The sequence below is a fragment of the Bacillus kwashiorkori genome (assembly GCF_001375515.1).
Lineage (GTDB): Bacteria > Bacillota > Bacilli > Bacillales > Caldibacillaceae > Bacillus_BK > Bacillus_BK kwashiorkori.
Window position 1 is genome coordinate 372,773 of sequence record NZ_CTDX01000015.1, and the last position, 21,525, is coordinate 394,297.

20 protein-coding genes are annotated in these 21,525 nt (G+C 37.1%); 17 read left to right on the top strand and 3 right to left on the bottom strand.

Annotated elements, in window-relative coordinates:
• The first annotated feature begins 324 nt into the window (after nt 1-324).
• The 9 genes from BN1242_RS08450 (at nt 325) to BN1242_RS08495 (ending at nt 7,015) form a co-directional block, all read left to right on the top strand.
• Entirely contained in the window at nt 325-690 is a 366-nt protein-coding gene (locus BN1242_RS08450; RefSeq protein ID WP_062354253.1) for a hypothetical protein, read from the top strand.
• A 70-nt stretch (nt 691-760) separates the two neighbouring features.
• Nucleotides 761-1,018: a DUF1871 family protein gene (locus BN1242_RS08455; RefSeq protein ID WP_062354256.1), complete on the top strand. Its 258-nt coding sequence runs from the start codon at nt 761-763 to the stop codon at nt 1,016-1,018.
• 367 nt (nt 1,019-1,385) lie between these two features.
• Nucleotides 1,386-1,613, top strand: a complete 228-nt coding sequence (locus BN1242_RS08465; RefSeq protein WP_062354262.1) for a sulfurtransferase TusA family protein — start codon at nt 1,386-1,388, stop codon at nt 1,611-1,613.
• 72 nt (nt 1,614-1,685) lie between these two features.
• Nucleotides 1,686-2,165, top strand: coding sequence for a DsrE/DsrF/DrsH-like family protein (locus BN1242_RS08470; protein ID WP_062354266.1), 480 nt, complete (start codon nt 1,686-1,688; stop codon nt 2,163-2,165).
• A 150-nt stretch (nt 2,166-2,315) separates the two neighbouring features.
• Nucleotides 2,316-2,612 carry a rhodanese-like domain-containing protein gene (locus BN1242_RS08475; protein WP_062354269.1) on the top strand — a complete coding sequence of 99 codons (297 nt, stop codon included), beginning with the start codon at nt 2,316-2,318 and terminating at the stop codon, nt 2,610-2,612.
• Between the two features lie 318 nt (nt 2,613-2,930).
• Nucleotides 2,931-3,488 carry a sulfurtransferase TusA family protein gene (locus BN1242_RS08480; protein ID WP_420806018.1) on the top strand — a complete coding sequence of 186 codons (558 nt, stop codon included), beginning with the start codon at nt 2,931-2,933 and terminating at the stop codon, nt 3,486-3,488.
• Nucleotides 3,489-3,689: 201 nt separating this feature from the next.
• Complete coding sequence (locus BN1242_RS08485; protein ID WP_062354273.1) at nt 3,690-4,817, top strand: MBL fold metallo-hydrolase; 1,128 nt, start codon at nt 3,690-3,692, stop codon at nt 4,815-4,817.
• Nucleotides 4,818-5,251: 434 nt separating this feature from the next.
• Nucleotides 5,252-6,028, top strand: a complete 777-nt coding sequence (locus tag BN1242_RS08490; RefSeq protein ID WP_062354277.1) for a sulfite exporter TauE/SafE family protein — start codon at nt 5,252-5,254, stop codon at nt 6,026-6,028.
• 384 nt (nt 6,029-6,412) lie between these two features.
• Entirely contained in the window at nt 6,413-7,015 is a 603-nt protein-coding gene (locus BN1242_RS08495) for an HAD-IA family hydrolase (protein WP_275259448.1), read from the top strand.
• 61 nt (nt 7,016-7,076) lie between these two features.
• Here the strand turns inward: BN1242_RS08495 and BN1242_RS08500 are convergent, their stop codons facing one another.
• The gene (locus tag BN1242_RS08500; protein WP_062354280.1) at nt 7,077-7,913 is read right to left on the bottom strand and encodes a formate/nitrite transporter family protein; all 837 of its coding nucleotides are present in this window, start codon (nt 7,911-7,913) and stop codon (nt 7,077-7,079) included.
• Between the two features lie 402 nt (nt 7,914-8,315).
• Here BN1242_RS08500 and uvrB point away from each other — a divergent pair, with 402 nt between their 5' ends.
• The 3 genes from uvrB (at nt 8,316) to BN1242_RS08515 (ending at nt 14,659) form a co-directional block, all read left to right on the top strand.
• The gene (gene uvrB, locus BN1242_RS08505; protein ID WP_062354283.1) at nt 8,316-10,304 is read left to right on the top strand and encodes an excinuclease ABC subunit UvrB; all 1,989 of its coding nucleotides are present in this window, start codon (nt 8,316-8,318) and stop codon (nt 10,302-10,304) included.
• Nucleotides 10,305-10,381: 77 nt separating this feature from the next.
• Nucleotides 10,382-13,246, top strand: a complete 2,865-nt coding sequence (uvrA, locus tag BN1242_RS08510) for an excinuclease ABC subunit UvrA (protein ID WP_062354287.1) — start codon at nt 10,382-10,384, stop codon at nt 13,244-13,246.
• A 288-nt stretch (nt 13,247-13,534) separates the two neighbouring features.
• Nucleotides 13,535-14,659 carry a DUF4097 family beta strand repeat-containing protein gene (locus BN1242_RS08515; RefSeq protein ID WP_062354290.1) on the top strand — a complete coding sequence of 375 codons (1,125 nt, stop codon included), beginning with the start codon at nt 13,535-13,537 and terminating at the stop codon, nt 14,657-14,659.
• 180 nt (nt 14,660-14,839) lie between these two features.
• Here the strand turns inward: BN1242_RS08515 and nagB are convergent, their stop codons facing one another.
• On the bottom strand, nt 14,840-15,598 hold the full coding sequence (gene nagB / locus BN1242_RS08520) for a glucosamine-6-phosphate deaminase (protein WP_062354293.1): 759 nt from the start codon (nt 15,596-15,598) through the stop codon (nt 14,840-14,842).
• Nucleotides 15,599-15,601: 3 nt separating this feature from the next.
• Nucleotides 15,602-16,786: an N-acetylglucosamine-6-phosphate deacetylase gene (nagA, locus tag BN1242_RS08525; protein ID WP_062354296.1), complete on the bottom strand. Its 1,185-nt coding sequence runs from the start codon at nt 16,784-16,786 to the stop codon at nt 15,602-15,604.
• Between the two features lie 486 nt (nt 16,787-17,272).
• On the opposite strand from nagA, the gene hprK reads away from it, so the two are divergent.
• The 5 genes from hprK (at nt 17,273) to BN1242_RS08550 (ending at nt 21,373) form a co-directional block, all read left to right on the top strand.
• Nucleotides 17,273-18,202, top strand: coding sequence for an HPr(Ser) kinase/phosphatase (gene hprK / locus BN1242_RS08530; RefSeq protein ID WP_062354300.1), 930 nt, complete (start codon nt 17,273-17,275; stop codon nt 18,200-18,202).
• 196 nt (nt 18,203-18,398) lie between these two features.
• Nucleotides 18,399-19,202 carry a prolipoprotein diacylglyceryl transferase gene (gene lgt, locus BN1242_RS08535; protein WP_062354303.1) on the top strand — a complete coding sequence of 268 codons (804 nt, stop codon included), beginning with the start codon at nt 18,399-18,401 and terminating at the stop codon, nt 19,200-19,202.
• Nucleotides 19,203-19,237: 35 nt separating this feature from the next.
• Complete coding sequence (locus BN1242_RS08540) at nt 19,238-20,182, top strand: nucleoside recognition domain-containing protein (RefSeq protein WP_062354307.1); 945 nt, start codon at nt 19,238-19,240, stop codon at nt 20,180-20,182.
• Nucleotides 20,179-20,826 (top strand): pyrophosphatase PpaX, encoded by a 648-nt coding sequence (gene ppaX / locus BN1242_RS08545; RefSeq protein ID WP_062354310.1) that lies wholly within the window; start codon nt 20,179-20,181, stop codon nt 20,824-20,826. Before BN1242_RS08540 ends, ppaX begins: the two co-directional genes overlap by 4 nt.
• Before the next feature lies 1 nt (nt 20,827).
• Nucleotides 20,828-21,373: an acyltransferase gene (locus BN1242_RS08550; protein ID WP_062354314.1), complete on the top strand. Its 546-nt coding sequence runs from the start codon at nt 20,828-20,830 to the stop codon at nt 21,371-21,373.
• Nucleotides 21,374-21,525: the final 152 nt, after the last annotated feature.

A 21,525-nucleotide genomic window follows, 5' to 3' on the forward strand; every position in this document is an offset into this window, starting at 1 on the left:
CTAACTGAAGATGAAGTAAAGTCGCATCCTGGTAGTGTCAAAAGTTCTATGAAAAACAGATTAGATGAGGATTTTCTTTCGTAAAGTTGAGGTTAGGACCCGCCATTTACCCTTGACAAACACGCCAATGATTTATGTCAGGTGTAACAAGGGTGAAGGGAACAAAATGTAGGCATGACAAACACGCCCCTATGAGACGGGGGTATTAAAAAATTTATTAAAAAAACATAAGTTTTTATAATAATGGCGGTGAAATAAGTGGGGAGAAAGATTATAAAAATCCTAACCCAAAAGCTAGTTATTTTCATTCAAAGGGGTGTTGCTATGGCAAGAAGAGTCGATTTGTTAACGAATGCAGAGCTTACTGAAGTGCGGAAACTTCAAATCAGAATGTTACAATCGAATTCGATCTCAAAAACTAAAATGTATGAAAAAGAAATTCGAGATATCGTTAGGGATGCTGAAAAAAGATATTTTGATTTGAAAGATGAACAAGAGCAAGACAATGAAGTGATTAGTCGATTACAGGGTGTCAGGAGAAAGGGGAAAACAGAAGGGATTCTTGAAGTCGTGCAAGCTTTACTGAATGATGGGATGTCTTTACAACAGGCAGCCAATTATACTCCTTATGACGTGAGTGAACTGGAGCTATTATTGAAACAGCATAAAAAACGTGGGCAAATTGTCTAACACCATTGGTAAGTACAGAGTATTGTAGTTCAATAGAAAGTCAGCGAAATAACCAAATAGGGTGACGATGTTGAAACTCATTGCTTCTAAAGTTATACAAAAACATATAAACAGCTGGGATCCAGAATATTTATTAGCTGGAGGTGCTCCAGAAGATGAATATGAACGTGAAATTGAAGAGATAGTGGATGCCGTCTTAGATAGTCGGGATGAAATAGAAATCGCAGAAGCTATCAAGAATATCTTTGATTATTCATTTGGTAGGGATTTTCATTTTGATGAATGTCTTAGTGTGGCCAAAAAGATTTGGAATGAACTTTATGAGTAATAAAAAAGGCTGGGACAAAACTAAATTGTCTGTTGTTGAAGCCGAGTTATTTTATTAAGAAAAAGTAATAAAAAAGCCTGACTATTACGAAGTACTTAACAAGATTTTCGTACGATAGTCCGGTTTCCACATATAAATAAAATTACTACAATCACAAAAACCTCCAATTTCCCCCTGCTCAAACCTTCTTCATTGACATATTTTTTTTCACATAATAATATACCTATAGGGGTAATAGTAAAAAGCTGAAATAAATACTTAAATGGCTTCTCTCCCATCTCAAAAAAGCAACGACACCAGTTCTTTAAAATAGAATTACATATCATTGGGAGTATCCCCCTTATTAAAACAAAGGAGGAATTTTTTCATGGAAGTTAAAAAAATGTTAGATGCAAAGGGTTTAGCATGTCCTTTACCAGTAGTAAGAACGAGAAAGGCAATTGCCGAATTACAATCTGGGGAAGTATTAGAGGTGCATGCCACTGATAAGGGATCCAAAAGTGACATAACTGCATGGGCGAAAGCAAGTGGTCACGAGCTGATTGACGTAATGGAAGACGGAGCTATATTTAAATTTTTCATTAAAAAAGGATAATTTTGAGCGAACGAACAAAAAAACGAAAAGATTAACAAAATTGGATTTTTTTTACAGTAAGGAGGCGCAAAATTGGAAAAGCAAAAGACGACAAATATAATATTATTTAGTGGGGATTATGATAAAGCAATGGCGGCGTACATTATTGCCAACGGGGCTGCCGCTTACGATCATAAAGTCACTATTTTCCATACTTTCTGGGGTTTGAATGCCCTTCGAAAAGACGAAGCACTGAAAACGGAAAAAGGATTCTTGGAGAAAATGTTCGGTAAAATGATGCCACGTGGTGCGGATAAAATGGGTATATCTAAAATGAACTTTGCTGGAATTGGTCCAAAATTAATAAAGAAAGTTATAAAAAAACATAATGCCCTCACGTTACCGCAACTAATTGAAATGGCACAAGAACAAGAAATTAAGCTAGTTGCTTGTACAATGACGATGGATTTATTAGGATTGAAACAGGAAGAATTACTAGACAACATTGAATTAGCTGGTGTTGCTGCCTATTTGGCAGATGCAGAAGATGGCAATGTAAATTTATTTATTTAAATTTCTTTCTAATTGTTCTGCTAAAACAATATTAGCATGATGAAAATAGTTTTTGAGTGAAAAATTTTATTGTTTTTTGTTAAATCATGATAAGTCATCCATAATCAAAGCAAATCATAAAAATCATATTTATGTAAAAGGAGAAGTTGTATGAAAGTAATCTCAGCGAAAGAAGTAGAAATGGCATTGAATGCAGGTCAGCAACTAAATTTAGTGGATGTTCGTGAAGTGGATGAAGTGGAACAAGAAAAAATTCCAGGGATTGTTAACATTCCACTAAGTGAATTAGAAAATAGAAAAGCAGAATTAGATAAGACAAAGGCGTACATTTTAGTATGTCGCTCTGGTAACCGAAGTGGTATCGCTTGTCAAATGTTAGAAAACGAAGGATACGACGTAGCGAATATGTCCGGTGGGATGCTCGACTGGGAAGGACCTGTTGAATAAATTTCCGATTTTTTAAAAGAACAATTTTGGTTTGCACTTCATGGGTTTGCTCTCGTTGGAAAAAATGCTTAGTAAAATGTCGGTAGAAATCATCAGCGATGAAAATAGATTATCGCTAAATGTGCTTTTTTTACGATTGAAGATGAAAGACATTGCACGGTAGCCACTGACGAAATTCGTTTTCCACTACTGAGAATGGGATATATTGCTCATTTTCAAGATAAACGAAAAACTTTATTCATAACTAGCCCACTTCCACGCACATTAGTTATTTTTCCTATGAAGTGGGCCATCAATAGAAATAAATGGAGGGATATTATGGTTCACGCAGATAAAATTTTAGATGCTAAGGGACTAGCTTGTCCAATGCCAATCGTCCGAACAAAAAAAGCGTTTCAAGATTTATCTCCTGGTGAAGTTTTAGAAGTTCAAGCAACCGATAAAGGTTCAATAGCAGATTTACAAGCTTGGGCAAAAAGTGCTGGACACCAATATATCGGTTTAATTGAGGAAGGGACTATTTTAAAGCACTATTTACGGAAATCAAGTGGGGCAGATGCGCAAGAAAAGAAACACCCTCACGTAATTAGTAATGAGGAGTTACAACAAATCCTCGCTTCCAACCAACCTATTACTTTACTAGATGTCCGTGAAGAGGCGGAATTTTCCTTTGGTCATGTACCTGGAGCTTTGTCTATCCCACTAGGAAAATTGGAAGGTCGCTTGAATGAGTTGAATAATGAAACAACCATTTACGTTATTTGTCGCACAGGAAATCGGAGTGATTTAGCAGCACAGTTATTAACAGAAAAAGGTTTCCCACATGTTGTAAATGTTGTCCCAGGAATGAGTGCTTGGGATGGAGTGGTGGAGTAACGGTGACATATAAATATGGAATTTAACGGAAAAAGAAGCTTTAATTCGCAAACTTTTTTGTTGATTTCCGCTCAATTCATTACATCAGTAGCGACAAATTCATAGTTTAGAAATAAATGGACACTTTCTAATATTAATAACAATGAGTCTATAAAATAAGGCGTTTTTTTACGCAAAATAATACTATAGGGGGTATATGAGATGGCTGTCCAAATTATGACACCAAAAGAAGTGACAGAAAAGATCATTCAAAAAGAGGATTTATTTATATTCGATGTGCGCAATGAAGATGCGTTTCACGACTGGAAAATTGAAGGGGAAAACTTCCAATATTTAAATATACCTTATTTTGAATTATTAGACGGGGTGGAGCCAATTTTAGACAAACTACCATCAGACAAAGACATTTTAGTCGTTTGTGCGAAGGAAGGCTCTTCCGTCTTTGTAGCAGAAATGCTCTCAGAAAAAGGGTTAGAAGTAGCTTATTTAAAAGGTGGAATGAAAGCTTGGAGTGAATATTTGCATCCAGTGAAAGTTGGAGACCTTTCAGATGGTGGCGAAGTTTATCAGTTTGTTAGAATAGGAAAAGGGTGCTTGTCATACGCTGTTCTATCCAATGGAGAAGCAGCTATTATTGATGCGACGAGAATGACAGATGTTTTTCTTGATTTTGCCACAGAAAAAAAGGTAGTTATCAAACATGTTTTGGACACTCATTTACACGCTGACCACATTTCAGGCGGTAGAAAAATCGCAGCGGAAACGGGCGCTACTTACTGGTTACCACCAAAAGATGCAGAAGAGGTTGTCTTTTCATTTGAACCGTTACTAGAAGGAAATAACATTACAATCGGGAAGACAACGATAGACATTCAGCCAATTTATTCGCCTGGTCATACGATTGGATCCACATCCTTTATTGTTGATGGTAAATACTTACTAACAGGAGATATACTTTTCATTGATTCCATTGGCCGCCCAGACCTTGCGGGGAAAGCAGAAGATTGGGTCGCTGATTTAAGAAATACATTATATAACAGATACCGTGAATTGTCGGCCGACCTCGTCGTTTTACCAGCTCACTTCATGATTGTTGAAGAGTTAAACGCTAACGGGACAGTAGCCGAAAAATTAAGTGTATTATTAGAAAAAAATCATGGGTTAAATATTGAGGATGAGCAAGAGTTTAGAGCTATTGTATCGGAAAATTTACCACCACAACCGAACGCATATCAAGAAATCCGTCAGACGAATATGGGTAAAATTAATCCGTCAGAAGAGGAACAGCGTGAAATGGAAATCGGTCCAAATCGCTGTGCTGTACGATAATTCACACGTAAATTTTACTAAAAGGCTATGTTATTGTTTATAATTTATTTTCGGCAGTTGTTGATTGTTGTGTAAGGCAGCCACTCCGGCTGGGACAGCACAAGCTGATGACACTGGAGTCGAGTAACGTCGAAGCGACTGAAGCCGTATCCGAGAAAAACGTCCGCCTGATCCTGTCACTTCGCTTTCGTCACAAATAAATTTGAAACGGAAATCAATACCATTCGTTAACATAGCCTATTAAAAATGCAACTTGTAGGACGGAATAGTTGATGAACGCTAAATCTCAAATAAAAGTAATGCACTGGTTCGCACCTAAAAAGTTTTTGATAACATCGAAATAAACTATGTTGGTAACCGGAAAACTGTTTATTTTGTTTTAGGTTGCTTTATGGTCTAACCATGCAATAAATTAACAGAAAGCGTGAAAAAATATGGAATTTTCTTTTATCGTAACCATTTTTATGATTGGTTTTGTCGGGTCATTTATTTCTGGAATGGTCGGAATTGGCGGTTCGATTATTAAATATCCGATGTTGCTATATATTCCTCCGCTACTCGGATTTACCGCTTTTACTGCCCATGAAGTTTCAGGTATTAGCGCTGTTCAAGTGTTTTTTGCAACGATTAGTGGAGTGTGGGCATACCGGAAAGACGGCTATTTAAATAAAAGATTAATAATGTATATGGGGATTAGTATTTTAATTGGCAGTTTCCTCGGAGGATTTGGTTCGAAAATGCTCTCTGACTCGATGATCAATTTCGTTTATGGGATTTTGGCTACATTAGCCGCAGTTATGATGTTCGTCCCGAAAAAAGGGTTGGATGATCAGGCATTAGATGAAGTGCAATTCAATCGCATATTAGCTACCAGTTTAGCTTTTCTCGTCGGTGTAGCCTCAGGCATTGTTGGTGCGGCAGGAGCATTTTTATTAGTACCAATTATGCTCGTTGTTTTAAAAATCCCAACTCGGATGACGATCGCAACATCGCTTGCTATTACATTTATCTCATCTATCGGTTCGACATTTGGAAAATTAACGACAGGGCAAGTAGACTATGTGCCAGCAATAGTAATGATAGTTGCTAGTATTATTGCTTCTCCAATTGGTGCTATTGTCGGGAAAAAGATGAAAACGAAGCTGTTGCAGGTCATTCTAGCTTGGTTAATTTTAGCAACTGCTATTAAAATTTGGATCGATTTTCTTTAAAAATGAGGCATTCCAGTTTATTTTTGATTACTGGAATGCCGTTTTTGTTAATTTGATAATGTTATAGTTTTTGCACAAGTTTTACTTCGGATAATAATGGTCGAGGGTAACCGTTCGCTTTTGACTAATACGTTGCTAGTACCGGTTAAAAATGTTTAAAGAGGAGAAGTGAGTAAATAAGTGCTTGTTTGCATTTCGGTTGTCTATTTCCACTAGTAAAAATGGTTGTCGAATTTCATTAAAAACAACTTTCCCCAAATAACTAGTTTAAGAGGTTTTTTGGATTATCAGTGGCTACCTAACCGTTCTGCCACCGTTGACAAACAAAAAGATCATTGACACAATCAAAGTAGCAAATTTTTTATACAGTGGGAGGAACAATCATTGCAACCATTGAAAAACATAACGATTCTATGGGATTTCGACGGAACACTGTTTGATACATATCCGATGTACACTGCATTATTTCAAAAAGTGATTAAAGAAGAGGTAAGGGATGAAGAAGTTTATCAACAATTAAAAGTTTCCTTTACCCATGCGGCAAATTACTTTCATTTATCAGAAGCGGATGTGGCAAAAGTGCGTCAATTAGAAAGTGAATGGCCAACTAGTCAAGTGGCTCCATTTCCATATTTAGAAACGGTATTAAAAAATGTCGGTAAAAATGTTATTATGACTCATAAAGCACGGCAGGAGACCGAACGTATTTTAGGGGAACATGGTTGGCTTCGTTATTTTACAGAAATTGTTTCCGGAGATGATGGCTTTCCCCGCAAACCAGATCCAGCTGCCTACGAATATTTGCATAAAAAGCATACCATTGATTTAGTTGTAGGAGATCGGCTTCTGGACATAATTCCAGGAAAGAAAATAGGCGCCCAAACATGCCTATTCCAAAACAATGAACAAGGAGCAGACTTTTACCTCGACTCCTATCATAACTTTTACGATAAAGTTGGTAAACACTTTAGCACTTTAACGCGTTAACAGGGTGGGGGACTGTCCCCTTTAAAACCCTCCAAGCTCAATGCTGGAGGGTTTTTATGTTTTAGTCGTGATATACTGTTTCTTCTTGGGTGTTGGCATGTTGGATGATGTGAAAGGCTTCTTTTTTCTTTACTTTTTTATTTAAATAGTAATAAACTGCTCCTACAAACACGGCTCCCCCAACAATATTTCCGAAAGTAACTGGAATAATGTTGTTAATTGCCCCCGCTAATGTAACTGTATCAGGATGTGGGGATGCTAATGCAATGGAAAAAATCGCCATATTAGCAATACTATGCTCGTAACCAGAAACGAAGAAAGCAGTAACTAAAAAGATAATTAATGTGATTTTTGCGCCATTTTCTTTAACGTGTAACGGTAGCCAAATGGCTAAACAAATTAGCCAGTTACACAATATCCCTCGGAAAAAAAGCTCGGTAACAGTCAAATTACTTTTTTTCGTAGCTATTTGGATTAGAAAGTGGTCAGAACTAATTTCAGCAAAATTGCCAGCTAAGACAAATAATAAGGTGAAAAATAAGACGCCGAGGAGATTGCCTACATAAGTGGCTCCCCAGTTAAATATTAGGTCTTTAAGAGAAGTTTTTCCGGCTAACGTACTCATCGATAAATAAAGAGTGTTACCAGTGAAAAGTTCTGCTTTACCAATAATAATCATTAATAAGGCAATGGAGAAAGTAATTCCTCCTAAAAGAGCAGTTGCAGCAGAACCGCTAGACTGGAACACATTTGCAACAGTAAAGCTGAATATAACCGCTAAGCCAACATACATACCAGCCAAACTTGCCCCCATAAAAAACTTCAAAGGTTCAAACGACAACATATCCCGCTTCCTAACAGCAGACTCATAAACAGCATCAATCGGTTGATTAGACATACAGTTTCCCCTTTAAACAGGCTCCACCCTTTTGTTGGGGACTGTCCCCAACAATTGCGAATAATCTGAACAGTAGGGTGTACCTGGAAATTTTGTGATTATATTCACATAGATTAAATTCACATATCCACATTGGCATACTAACATAAACTTACTTGTTAAAGTTATCACATTCAATAAAAACAATACTATGTTTTTGGACAGCTGACAAGAGTAAAATTTTAACTGTTCCATATTTGTCAAAATAATTAATCGAATATTAGTTCGCTTCTTGCTAGTGTTTTATCTATTATGTATGTTAGAATATAATTATTATTTATCGGCATATTTCATCAAGCTTTGACAGTTGATTTTTTGATAAAACTTTCTGCGTGACAGATTATATTAAAGGGTGATGAAATCATGAATAGAACGGAAAATAAATTTGAATTAATTTCCAAGTTTGAACCTCAAGGGGATCAACCAGAAGCTATCCGCCAATTAGTGGAAGGGGTTCATGCAAAGAAAAAGTACCAAACATTGCTTGGTGCCACTGGTACGGGAAAGACTTTCACTATATCGAACGTCATAAAAGAAGTGAATAAACCAACGTTAATTATCGCTCATAATAAGACGTTAGCAGGACAATTGTACAGTGAGTTTAAAGAGTTCTTTCCTAATAATGCAGTAGAGTATTTTGTCAGCTACTATGATTACTATCAACCAGAAGCCTACGTACCTCAAACTGATACATACATCGAAAAAGATGCCAGTATAAATGATGAGATTGATAAATTACGCCACTCGGCAACATCGGCATTAATTGAAAGAAAAGATGTTATTATCATTGCCAGTGTCTCTTGTATTTATGGATTAGGTTCTCCTGAAGAATACAGCGAACTAGTCGTTTCACTAAGGACTGGAATGGAACTGGAGCGGAATGAATTGCTGCGAAAAATGGTCGATATTCAATATAGTCGAAATGATATTGACTTCCAACGCGGGACTTTTCGTGTTCGAGGTGATGTTGTGGAAATTTTCCCAGCATCCCGGGATGAGCACTGTATTCGTGTGGAGTTTTTCGGAGATGAGATTGACCGAATTCGTGAAGTCGATGCATTAACAGGTGAAATTATTGGGGATCGAGAGCATGTTGCAATCTTCCCTGCCTCCCACTACGTAACTCGAGAAGATATCATGAAAATTGCCATAAAAAATATTGAAAAAGAGTTAGAAGAGCGGCTTACCGAATTACGGGAACAAGGAAAATTATTAGAAGCACAACGGCTTGAGCAAAGGACTAATTATGATTTAGAAATGATGCGGGAAATGGGATTTTGTTCTGGAATTGAGAACTACTCCAGACATTTGACTTTGCGAGAATCTGGAGCAACACCTTATACTTTATTAGATTTCTTTCCAGATGACTTCTTAATAGTTGTGGATGAATCCCATGTAACGATTCCACAAATTCGCGGAATGTTCAATGGAGACAGAGCTCGAAAGCAAGTGTTAGTAGATCACGGGTTTCGCTTACCTTCTGCTCTTGACAATCGACCGTTAAAATTTGAAGAGTTTGAAGACCATATTAATCAAATTATTTTTGTTTCGGCAACACCAGGTCCATATGAAATGGAACACTGTCCAGAAGTAGTGGAGCAAATTATACGGCCGACTGGACTTTTAGACCCAGTCATTGACGTGCGCCCGATCAAAGGACAAATTGATGACTTAGTTGGTGAAATACAAGAACGTATTAACAAAAACGAACGGGTTCTCGTCACGACATTAACGAAAAAAATGTCCGAAGATTTAACGGATTACTTAAAAGACTTAGGAATTAAAGTACAGTACTTGCATTCGGAAATTAAAACATTGGAACGAATAGAAATTATTCGCGACTTGCGCTTAGGTAAATATGATTGTATCGTTGGGATCAACCTTTTACGGGAAGGACTTGATATTCCAGAAGTTTCCCTCGTTGCGATTTTAGATGCTGATAAAGAGGGCTTTTTGCGCTCCGAAAGATCTTTAATCCAAACAATCGGTAGGGCAGCCCGAAACGAAAATGGTATGGTAATCATGTATGCTGATAATATGACCAATTCGATGAAAATTGCGATTGAAGAAACGAAACGGAGAAGAACGTTACAAGAAGAGTACAATAAGAAACATGGAATTGTACCGAAAACAATTCAAAAAGATATACGCGATGTGATACGTGCTACACATGCAGCAGAAGAGGAAGAACAATATTCTGTAACAGAGAAATATGGAAAGCTATCGAAGAAGGAACGGGAAAAACTAATTCACAATTTAGAAAATGAAATGAAAGAAGCGGCTAGAGCACTTGACTTTGAACGGGCAGCTGAATTACGAGACTTAGTATTGGAGCTAAAAGCCGATAGGTGACCAACCATAGTTATGCACATGTTGATTGAAGAAATTCACCTTTGGCATGGAATTTTTAACGGAAAGGTGTAAGATATATGAACGATCGCATTATTGTACGTGGAGCACGAACAAATAATTTAAAAAATTTACATGTAGAAATCCCGAGAGATAAACTAGTCGTGTTAACTGGATTATCTGGATCGGGTAAATCATCCTTAGCTTTTGACACAATTTATGCAGAAGGACAAAGGCGATATGTCGAGTCACTATCAGCATATGCTCGGCAATTTTTAGGTCAGATGGATAAGCCAGATGTCGATTCTATTGAAGGACTGTCTCCGGCTATTTCGATCGATCAAAAAACTACGAGCCGTAATCCTCGTTCAACAGTCGGAACAGTTACCGAAATTTACGACTATTTACGATTATTATATGCACGAATCGGACACCCAATTTGCCCTAATCACGGAATTGAAATTACTTCCCAAACGATTGAGCAAATGGTTGATCGAATATTACAACTTCCAGAGAGAACGAGAATACAAATTTTGGCACCTGTTATATCCGGGAGAAAAGGAAGCCACGTAAAAGTATTAGAGGATATTAAAAAACAAGGGTATGTTCGCGTTCGAATTGACGGGGAAATGCTAGAAGTTACGGACGAAATTACGTTGGAGAAAAATAAAAAACATTCCATTGATGTTGTGATTGACCGTATTGTCGTCAAAGAAGGAATAAATGCACGACTCTCAGATTCATTGGAAGCAGCTTTAAAATTAGGAGAAGGCAGGGTAATTATTGATGTAATTGGCCAAGAAGAGTTGCTTTTCAGTGAACTTCACTCTTGTCCATATTGCGGTTTTTCCATTGGGGAACTAGAGCCACGAATGTTTAGTTTTAATAGTCCATTTGGTGCTTGCCCTGAGTGTGACGGGTTAGGGTCCAAATTAGAAGTAGACTTAGATTTAGTTATTCCTAATAAAGAACTAAGTTTAAAGGAAGGGGCCATTGCTCCGTGGGAACCAATCAGTTCAAAATATTATCCCCAATTACTTGAATGTGTTTGCGAACATTACGGAATTGATATGGACGTCCCAGTGAAAGATTTGCCGAAACATCAAATGGATAAAATTTTATACGGTTCCGATGGAGAAGAAATCTTTTTCCATTATGAGAATGACTTTGGACAAGTTCGGGAAAACTTTGTTGAATTTGAAGGTGTTCTACGTAATGTAGAACGCCGCTACAAAGAAACATCGTCCGATTTTATCCGCGAACAAATGGAAAAGTACATGGCACAAAATCCTTGCCCAACCTGTCAAGGACATCGGTTAAAACTAGAAACATTGGCAGTAAAAATTAACGGTCGCCACATCGGGGAAGTTACCGACTTATCCATAAAAGAAGCGCTGAATTTCTTTAGCGACCTGCCTTTGTCAGAAAAAGAACAAAGTATTGCTAGACTAATTTTACGTGAAATAAGAGAACGAATAGGTTTTCTAGTAAATGTCGGGTTGGACTATTTAACATTGAGCCGGGCAGCTGGCACACTTTCAGGAGGAGAAGCACAGCGAATTCGCCTCGCGACCCAAATTGGTTCCCAACTAACAGGAGTTCTCTATATTTTAGATGAACCGTCCATCGGTCTTCACCAACGTGATAATGATAAACTTATTGCTACAATGCAACATATGCGAGACCTCGGCAACACATTAATAGTGGTGGAACATGATGAGGATACGATGCTTGCTGCCGATTACTTAATTGATGTCGGTCCAGGAGCAGGAGTTCATGGTGGCGAAATTATTTCTGCTGGAATCCCTGAACATGTTATGAATGACGAACATTCCATCACTGGCCAATATTTAGCAGGAAAAAAATTCATTCCACTCCCACAGGAAAGACGGAAAGGGAATGGTAACTTTCTTAAAATAATTGGTGCGCAGGAAAACAATTTAAAAAATTTGACTGTAAAATTACCGCTTGGAACTTTTATTGCTGTAACTGGTGTCTCAGGGTCCGGTAAAAGTACATTAGTAAATGAAATTTTATATAAATCGTTAGCACAACAATTGCAGAGGGCAAAGGTAAAACCAGGCGCCCATAAAAGTATCGAGGGAATGGAACATTTAGAAAAAGTTATCGACATTGATCAATCTCCAATAGGACGGACTCCGCGCTCCAATCCGGCTACATACACAGGAGTATTTGATGATATTCGTGATATTTATGCAGCAACTAATGAAGCGAAAGTACGAGGATATAAAAAGGGACGTTTTAGTTTTAATGTAAAAGGAGGACGATGTGAGGCGTGTCGTGGAGATGGAATTATTAAAATTGAAATGCACTTCCTCCCTGATGTTTATGTGCCTTGTGAAGTTTGTCATGGCAAACGGTATAATCGTGAAACATTAGAGGTTAAATATAAAGGAAAAAATATCTCTGATGTGTTAGATATGACAGTGGAAGATGCGCTCGAGTTTTTTTCGAACATCCCGAAAATCAAACGAAAAATTCAAACGATTTATGATGTTGGTTTAGGCTATATGAAGCTCGGTCAACCTGCAACTACCCTTTCAGGTGGTGAAGCACAGCGAGTAAAGCTCGCCTCTGAGTTGCACCGCAGATCTAATGGGAAGAGCCTGTATATTTTAGATGAACCAACAACAGGTTTGCACGTCGATGATATTGCTCGCCTTCTTGAAGTGTTACAACGTCTCGTTGATAACGGTGATACGGTTGTAGTCATTGAACATAATTTGGATGTCATTAAAGCAGCAGACTATCTTATTGATTTAGGTCCTGAGGGCGGCGATGGTGGTGGGACGATAGTAGCAAAGGGAACCCCTGAAAAAGTTGCTGAAACGGTAGGATCTTATACAGGAATTTATTTAAAACGTATTTTGGAAAGAGATCGTAAGCGAATGGACAAATTAATCCAAGCAAAAGTCACTCAATAATGGAGTTCATCCAAACCTTTCCAGTAGTAAATTTTTAAGAGGGCTATCCGAAAGTCGTTCGCTAGGACTTTTGGACGCCCTTTTTTTCATACTAATAGCTACAAATTTCTAAAAAACGAAACTTCTAATTGCTTCTTTCGTAAAATTATATAGATCAACTCGTCGGAGTCATGAATATAAGTAAGGGTTGTGGAAAACTGGTTATTTTACAACCAAATGTAAAGATTCGGGAATAGAACGCGTTATTCATAGTTTGATAATCCATTATTAAAATTGAGGTGAGTAGGGATGAAGGAAGAAAGAAAACGGATATTGGATATGTTAAAATCTGGCGAAATTACGACGGAAGAAGCAGAAAAAATGTTGGATCAGTTAGGGGAAATTGAAACCGCGAAAACTGCCAAGGAGGAAAAAATTGCAACAGAATTGTCAGCGGTAGTCAAGTATAAAGCGGAAGAAGATGCTTTCGATGAGGAGAAGCAAACAAATAATCATCAGCAAACAATGACATCGACGAAAGAAAAATTATTAGAATTCGTTGATAAAGCGATGAAAAAAGTAAAAGAGTTGGATTTAGATTTTTATAACTCTGTTATTATATCCCATGTTTTTCAACAACCTTTCACTGAATTTCGAAATGTCATCATTCATATTCCATACGGTTCGGTGCAATTAAACAGTTGGGATGGGGAAGATGTTCGCCTAGAATGTGAAGCAAAGGTGTATCGAGAAGAAGAGCCGACAAAAGGGAAAGAAAGGTTTTTACAAGAAATGGAGTTTGCTATACGGGAAGATACGCTAGTCATTCAGTCTCACGAGAAATTTATGAAAGTGACAGCAAAATTATTCGTACCAGCCCATCATTATGATAAAATTTCCGTTAAACTTTTCAACGGACCAATTGAAGTGAGAGGACTCCATACTTCAACTTTAGAGATGAAAACGGCCAATGGTAAAATCCACTTATCAGAATCAAAAGGTGAGAAAGTTGAAATAGAAACTAGTAATGGGGGGATTACGCTCATTGAAGTAAATTATGATAAAGCGGATGTTGAAACCGTAAATGGACGAGTGGAGATTGATGGAAGATTACAGTCTCTTGCAGTCGAAACGATAAGTGGGTCCATTTTTGCGAACGTTAGAAATATAGATGTAAAAAAACTGGATATTGAGTCGGCGACAGGAAGTGTATATATAAAACTGCCAAAAGGTATTTCGTTATCAGGTGAATTAAAAACTAATATTGGAAACCTTCAAATGGAATTAGATGATATTAGTTTGGTAGAAAACAAAAATGAATTCGTACAAAAATCATTGAAATTCGAACCTATTGGAAAAAGTGGGGAAGACGGTTATGTTGAAGCCGAATCAAAAATGGGTTCTGTCTTCGTTAAACATTTACCAACCGCGTAGTACTAATGGAATTGAGATACGAAAAAGCTTATGGCACAAGGAGAAAGTACAAATAGCAAATCCATGAAATTCAAAACCCAAGAATGTGCAGTTCGCCATTTGCCAACATTCTTGGGTTTGACTTTTTTCATACAGGCTGAAGCAACTTCCGTCGGCTTGCCTTTTTTTATAAAGAAAAAATTATCTTAATTGAATACCTTTTAATTGATCAAGGTCGACATCTTTAAGAGCAGCTTCATCGGCAATTACAACCACATCTGCATGATTACGAAGGGCAGAGGCAGGGAAGTCAGTTGTTACTTCACCAGTTAAAAGTTTTACCATTGCATCTGCTTTTGCTTCGCCTGAAGCTAGCAAGATAATTTTTTTACTTTCTAAAATTGTCTCAATTCCCATTGTAATCGCATGAGTAGGAACTTCGTCAATGGAATCGAAGAAACGTGAATTTGCTTCCCTTGTACTTTCGGCTAGTTCAATAATATGCGTACGGCTATCAAAAGGAGTCCCTGGCTCGTTAAAGCCGATATGCCCATTCGTCCCGATTCCAAGTAATTGCAAGTCGATACCGCCACTTTCCCGGATGACTGCTTCGTACCTTTTGCATTCTTCTTCCAGTAAATCCGCTTTTCCGTTAGGTACATGTGTTTGTTGTAGCGGTATGTCAATATGATGGAACAATACATCGTTCATGAAATATCGGTAACTTTGCGGATGACTGCCATCTAATCCAGCATATTCATCTAAATTGTAAGTACGAATGCTTTTGTAACTTGTTCCGTGTTCTTTATGGTCGGCAATTAAATTTTCATATAACCCTTTCGGTGTGGATCCCGTTGCCAATCCTAAACGTGTGTCTTGTTTTTCTTTAATTAAATTTAATATGATTTCTGCACCTTTTTTGCTCATATCTTCATAATTTTTTACACGTAATAATTTCATTTTTTAGTCCCCCTTATATGCGATAGTTCCGCGGCAAATTGTTAATATTGGTTCGTAATCTTTATTTAATACAACAATGTCAGCGTCTTTTCCTGGTTCCAGACTGCCTTTTCGGTCATCAATATGTAGTTCCCTAGCAGGATTCATTGATGCAAGTTTGACTGCTTCAGGCAAACTTATTTTTGCGAAACGAGTCATATTTTTTACAGAGTCTTTCATTTTCAAAATACTGCCTGCGAGCGTACCATCTTCAAGGACAGCCTTTCCATCTTTGACAATTACTTTTTGACCGCCTAATTCGGATACACCGTTTTTTAAACATTTTGCTCGCATTGCATCTGTAACTAATGTAATTTTATCTGTTCCTTTTACACGCACTACTAAATCAACCATTTCAGGACGTAAGTGGAAACCATCTACAATCAGTTCAACATTTAGTTCATTAAATAACAGGGCTGCTCCTGCTGTACCAGGTTCACGATGGTGGACACCTTTCATCCCGTTGAATAAATGTGTTACATGGCTAGCACCAACTTTGACAGCTTTTTCCACTTCGGTATAGTTGGCATCGGTATGGCCAATAGATGGAATAACGCCATTTTCTGATAAATATTGGATCAGTTCGTAGCCACCTGATTGTTCCGGAGCTAATGTAACTAATTTAATGTTTCCTTCCGCAATTTCTTGCCACTGTTTAAATTGATCAACAGATGGATCAATAATATATTGTTCGGGTTGAGCTCCTTTGCGGACAGGATTAATGAAAGGACCTTCTAGATGAATACCAACTACTTCTGCCTTTCCTCGTTTGTTATGATTTTTTACGTAGTCAGCTACGTTTTCTAAGGCTCTTTCAATTGCGGATTTCTCTTGCGTAATAGTCGTTGCCAAAAACGATGTTGTACCTTCTTTCACAAGCGCTTGTGCCATTGTATCAATTGCTTCAGTTGTAGCATCCATTGTGTCAGCCCCATTTGCGCCGTGAATATGTACGTCGATAAACCCAGGAGCTACATAAATCGGTTCATTATATTGTATGATTTCCCCTTGGAAATTTTCCGGGATAGTTGAATTCATACCAACAGCCTCGATTTTTTCTCCATTAATGATGACATAGCTATTTTCAACTAATTCGTTTTCTAAGACGATTGTACCTGTAATTAATAACTTCTTTTGCGTAGTATCCATTGATGTCACCTACTTATTCTAGATTATATTGTTTATTATAATATAATCTACGCTATAAAAACATATCAGTTAAAAAAACAATCGAAAAAAAACCTAATATTACAGTAATGGCAAGGGTTTCAAAAGGTAAAAAATAGTAGTCATAATATAAATGAAAGAGGAACTTTTTACATGCAGACACTTTATCGCTAGTTCATAAGTACAAAAGGCGATAATGCGACTTGTCCAAATACACTTGTATTGTTCCATAAAAGCGGGACGATTACTAAAAGAAAATATAATCCAATGAAAGCTCGAAAAATAGTCAAGAATAGTTTATAAAGAAATATTTGGTTTCAGAATAAATAATGGTAAAATATTTATACTATACATTTTAAAAAGCGGTTAGTGAAATACATATTGAGATACGTAACAAAGACAGTTGGCAACGTATGGACGAAGAGCCTACAAAAGATTCGTATTTGAAAATAAAGGAGAATACATACAATGGCAAAAGTTACTGTTAATGATATAATTAAAAAATTTGATGTGGAATTAATTAGTGGGGAGGAAGGAATTAATCGTCCGATAACAACTACTGATATTTCCCGACCAGGTCTAGAAATGGCTGGATTCTTCGACTACTACCCAGAAGATCGCTTGCAATTATTAGGTAAAACAGAACTAACTTTTTTCGAAAGATTAACCCCTGGCGATAAAAAAATTCGCATGGAACGACTCTGTACCGATATTACACCTGGGATTATTATTACAAGAGGATTGGACGTGCCTCAAGAACTTATCGAGGCATCACAAAATACAGCAGTACCTGTACTTCGTTCTAAAATGAAGACAACGAAATTATCTAGCCACTTAACAAATTATTTGGAAGGGAAACTCGCTCCAACTACAGCAGTGCACGGAGTACTTGTCGATATTTATGGAGTAGGAGTGTTAATTACTGGTCAAAGCGGTGTCGGTAAAAGTGAAACGGCACCGGAACTCGTGAAGCGCGGTCATCGCCTAGTTGCAGACGACTGTGTAGAAATTAGGCAAGAAGATCAAGATACATTGGTTGGGAATGCGCCAGACTTAATTGAACATTTATTAGAAATTCGCGGTTTAGGGATTATCAATGTTATGACGTTGTTTGGTGCTGGAGCTGTTCGATCTTACAAAAGAATTACGATGTGTATTCATTTAGAAAACTGGGATAAAAACAAACAATATGATCGTCTCGGTTTAGAAGAAGAAAAGATGAAAATATTTGACACAGAAATTCCTAAATTAACGGTCCCTGTCCGACCAGGACGAAATTTAGCTGTTATTATTGAAGTAGCCGCTATGAATTATCGATTAAAGAGGATGGGGGTAAATGCCGCCCAACAGTTTACATCCAAACTGGCAAATACAATAATGGAAAGTGATGAAGATTAATCATCCAGTGATTTATTAAGAAAACGCGTTTTCCAGCGGAGAAAAACAAGTCGCTTCTGTTTTCTTTATTTCAAATAATTGATACTATAAAAAAGAGTAAATACTTATCCAATATGACTATAGGGCAATAATAGATGCAGACAACTAGCTATTATTTTCTATAGTCATTATCTTTCATAAGTTAGGAGTCGGTCGAATGATATATAATATACAGCCTTTAGATCCATTTTTATTGAAAATTGGTGATGGTGGAATTCGGTGGTATGGTTTTTTAATTGGGTTAGGCATTGTGATTGCTTTTTTACTGGTAAACCGAGAAGCGAAAAAACGACACTTGCCAGAAGATACGTTTGCAGATTTATTAATTTGGGCTATTCCATTATCAATCATTGGGGCAAGAATATATTACGTTCTTTTTCGATGGGACTATTATTCTATGTACCCTGCTCAAATTTTTCAAATATGGGAAGGCGGCTTAGCAATTCATGGAGCATTAATTGTCGCTATTATTACGGCTGTAATTTTTTCCCGTAAAAAAAATCTTTCCTTTTGGAAATTGGCTGATATTGCAGCACCAAGCATTATTATTGCTCAAGCAATAGGTCGCTGGGGAAATTTCATGAATCAGGAAGCACACGGGGAAGAAGTCACAAGAGGATTTTTAGAAGGATTGCATTTACCGGATTTCATTATTAATCAAATGTACATAGATGGGAAGTACTACCACCCTACGTTTTTATATGAATCATTATGGAATATTTTAGGTTTTATTATTTTAATCTCGTTTAGAAAACTAAACTTAAAGCAAGGCGAAATCTTTTTCTCTTACATAATTTGGTATTCCATCGGCAGATTTTTTATTGAAGGAATGCGTACGGACAGCTTAATGTTAGGAGATTTCCGGGTTGCCCAGTTACTATCTCTTAGTGTCATTTTATTATCGGTTATCTTTATTGTTATTAGAAGAAAAAAAGGATCGGTACCGAATTATTTAGATTAATCAATTGCAAATAGAGGGGGAGGGGAGAATTGTTCATGTGGAAAAAATCAATTCAAAACGGTCTAATGAATGGTCTCAAGACAACATGGACGTTAGGGAAAATTATCTTTCCTGTAACATTGATTGTCACTCTTTTACAGCATTCACCAATATTACCATGGGTTATTGAACAAGTTTCTCCGTTAATGGTCTTATTAGGGTTGTCAGGGGAAGCAGCAATTCCGCTCGTATTAGGAAATTTGCTTAACTTATATGCTGGAATCGGGGCAATCTTATCATTAGAATTAACCGTTAAAGAAGTATTTATTATTGCTGTTATGCTATCCTTTTCTCATAATCTTCTTATTGAATCTGGTGTTGCGTTAAAATCCGGTGTCAAGCTTTGGGTTATTTTAACAGTACGGCTTGGCTTAGCTATTATTTCTGCCGTAATTATTAATTTTGTATGGCAAGGTGGTAGTGAGGTAGCTAAATATGGTCTCGTCCCAACAAATGAGTCCGTTGCGGAAGGATTTTTGGAAATATTTTTAGCTGGAATCATGAAGGCGAGCACAGGAGTGTTTCAACTTGCCATCATCGTTATTCCACTAATGATCGGAATACAAATATTAAAAGATTTACAATGGCTAAATATTTTTTCACGTTGGATGGCTCCAGTTACGAGAATTTTTGGGATGAAAGAAAATACGTCATTAACATTGACGGCAGGTCTCATCTTCGGCTTGGCTTTCGGTGCTGGCGTGTTGCTACAATCGATTAAAGAAGATGGGGTAAGTAAAAAAGATGCAACGATAGCTTTTATCTTTTTAATTGCTTGTCATGCAGTGATTGAAGATACATTAATCTTTGTCCCATTAGGCATTCCAGTTTTACCATTGTTATTAATTCGGATCGTGACAGCAATTTTATTAACCTTTATCGTCGGGAACATTTGGAATAAAATTGCGGAGACAGAACGGAAAGGAGTGACTTCGTATTGAGTAAAGGAGTAACAACCATTTTATTCGATTTAGATGGTACGTTAATTGATTCGAATGAGTTAATTATTCAATCGTTTTTACATACCTTTAAAAAATACGCACCAAACCAATTTACTCGGGAAGATTGTATTCCACTGATCGGTCCATCATTATATGAAACTTTTTCTTCTGTTGACAAAGAAAAAGCGGAGGAAATGGTGGAGTATTATCGTGATTTTAATAAAAAGTATCATGACGAGTTACTGGAACAATACGATGGTGTGTATGAGACAGTGGAACTACTTGTGAACCGAGGCTTTAAAATTGCTGTAGTAACGACGAAATTAAAAGATGTCGTTATGAAAGGTTTAGAAGCTAGTAAATTAACACGATTTTTTGAGCATATCGTGGCACTTGATGATGTTGCTAATCCAAAGCCAGATCCAGAGCCGATTTTTAAAGCGTTGAATTTACTAGACTCATCTCCTGAGGAAGCAATTATGGTTGGTGATTCTTATCACGATATTTTAGCTGCGAAAAATGCTGGGACAAAATCGGCTGCGGTTGCTTGGTCTTTAAAAGGAAGAGATCATTTAATGCAGTTCAAGCCAGATTATATGTTAGAACATATGAGTGACCTTTTGCCTATTGTCGGGGTTGAATAAGATGCGAAAGACTACTCGATTTCCTGTCCAAGGGGCAAATTCATTATGGCATGTATATAAAACGGTGCCCTTTTGGAGAGTAATAAAAAACTTTATCGTTATTCAACTGGCACGTTATACCCCTTTTTTATCTGTAAAGAATTGGTTATATCGGAAACTGTTGAAAATGAAAGTCGGTGAGCAAACATCTTTCGCACTAATGGTAATGCTTGATATTATGTTCCCAGAAAAAATTCAAGTTGGACGGAATACGGTTATTGGTTATAATACGACCATCTTAGCTCATGAATATTTAATAAAAGAGTACCGTCTAGGAGAAGTCATCATCGGTGATGAAGTGATGATTGGTGCCAACTCCACCATTTTACCAGGAGTGGAAATAGGTGATGGTGCAATCGTTTCTGCTGGTACATTAGTGCATAAAGACGTTCCACCTGGAGCATTTGTCGGCGGAAATCCGATGCGGGTCATTTATACGAAAGAAAAAATGGAAGAACGGAAGAAATTAGATCCGATCTATAATCAGGATATGATGTCATCTGAATAATTATGAAAGCTTGGTTGCGTACCAGGCTTTTTCTTATGCGCTATTCCATTCAAAATATGATTATGTTATTATAGGTTATTGGGTTAAAGTTGGAGATAATTCGTTATTCAGATTGTAAGATAATACAGGTTAACGGTTTTATATATGATTAT

What these genes read in the sequence shown, in the direction of transcription:
- BN1242_RS08450 (WP_062354253.1), top strand. Translation starts at nt 325, where the DNA reads ATGGCAAGAAGAGTCGATTTGTTAACGAATGCAGAGCTTACTGAAGTG.
- BN1242_RS08465 (WP_062354262.1), top strand. Translation starts at nt 1,386, where the DNA reads ATGGAAGTTAAAAAAATGTTAGATGCAAAGGGTTTAGCATGTCCTTTA.
- BN1242_RS08475 (WP_062354269.1), top strand. Translation starts at nt 2,316, where the DNA reads ATGAAAGTAATCTCAGCGAAAGAAGTAGAAATGGCATTGAATGCAGGT.
- BN1242_RS08480 (WP_420806018.1), top strand. Translation starts at nt 2,931, where the DNA reads ATGGTTCACGCAGATAAAATTTTAGATGCTAAGGGACTAGCTTGTCCA.
- BN1242_RS08485 (WP_062354273.1), top strand. Translation starts at nt 3,690, where the DNA reads ATGGCTGTCCAAATTATGACACCAAAAGAAGTGACAGAAAAGATCATT.
- BN1242_RS08490 (WP_062354277.1), top strand. Translation starts at nt 5,252, where the DNA reads ATGGAATTTTCTTTTATCGTAACCATTTTTATGATTGGTTTTGTCGGG.
- BN1242_RS08500 (WP_062354280.1), bottom strand. Translation starts at nt 7,913, where the DNA reads ATGTCTAATCAACCGATTGATGCTGTTTATGAGTCTGCTGTTAGGAAG.
- uvrB (WP_062354283.1), top strand. Translation starts at nt 8,316, where the DNA reads ATGAATAGAACGGAAAATAAATTTGAATTAATTTCCAAGTTTGAACCT.
- uvrA (WP_062354287.1), top strand. Translation starts at nt 10,382, where the DNA reads ATGAACGATCGCATTATTGTACGTGGAGCACGAACAAATAATTTAAAA.
- BN1242_RS08515 (WP_062354290.1), top strand. Translation starts at nt 13,535, where the DNA reads ATGAAGGAAGAAAGAAAACGGATATTGGATATGTTAAAATCTGGCGAA.
- nagB (WP_062354293.1), bottom strand. Translation starts at nt 15,598, where the DNA reads ATGAAATTATTACGTGTAAAAAATTATGAAGATATGAGCAAAAAAGGT.
- nagA (WP_062354296.1), bottom strand. Translation starts at nt 16,786, where the DNA reads ATGGATACTACGCAAAAGAAGTTATTAATTACAGGTACAATCGTCTTA.
- hprK (WP_062354300.1), top strand. Translation starts at nt 17,273, where the DNA reads ATGGCAAAAGTTACTGTTAATGATATAATTAAAAAATTTGATGTGGAA.
- lgt (WP_062354303.1), top strand. Translation starts at nt 18,399, where the DNA reads ATGATATATAATATACAGCCTTTAGATCCATTTTTATTGAAAATTGGT.
- BN1242_RS08540 (WP_062354307.1), top strand. Translation starts at nt 19,238, where the DNA reads ATGTGGAAAAAATCAATTCAAAACGGTCTAATGAATGGTCTCAAGACA.
- BN1242_RS08550 (WP_062354314.1), top strand. Translation starts at nt 20,828, where the DNA reads ATGCGAAAGACTACTCGATTTCCTGTCCAAGGGGCAAATTCATTATGG.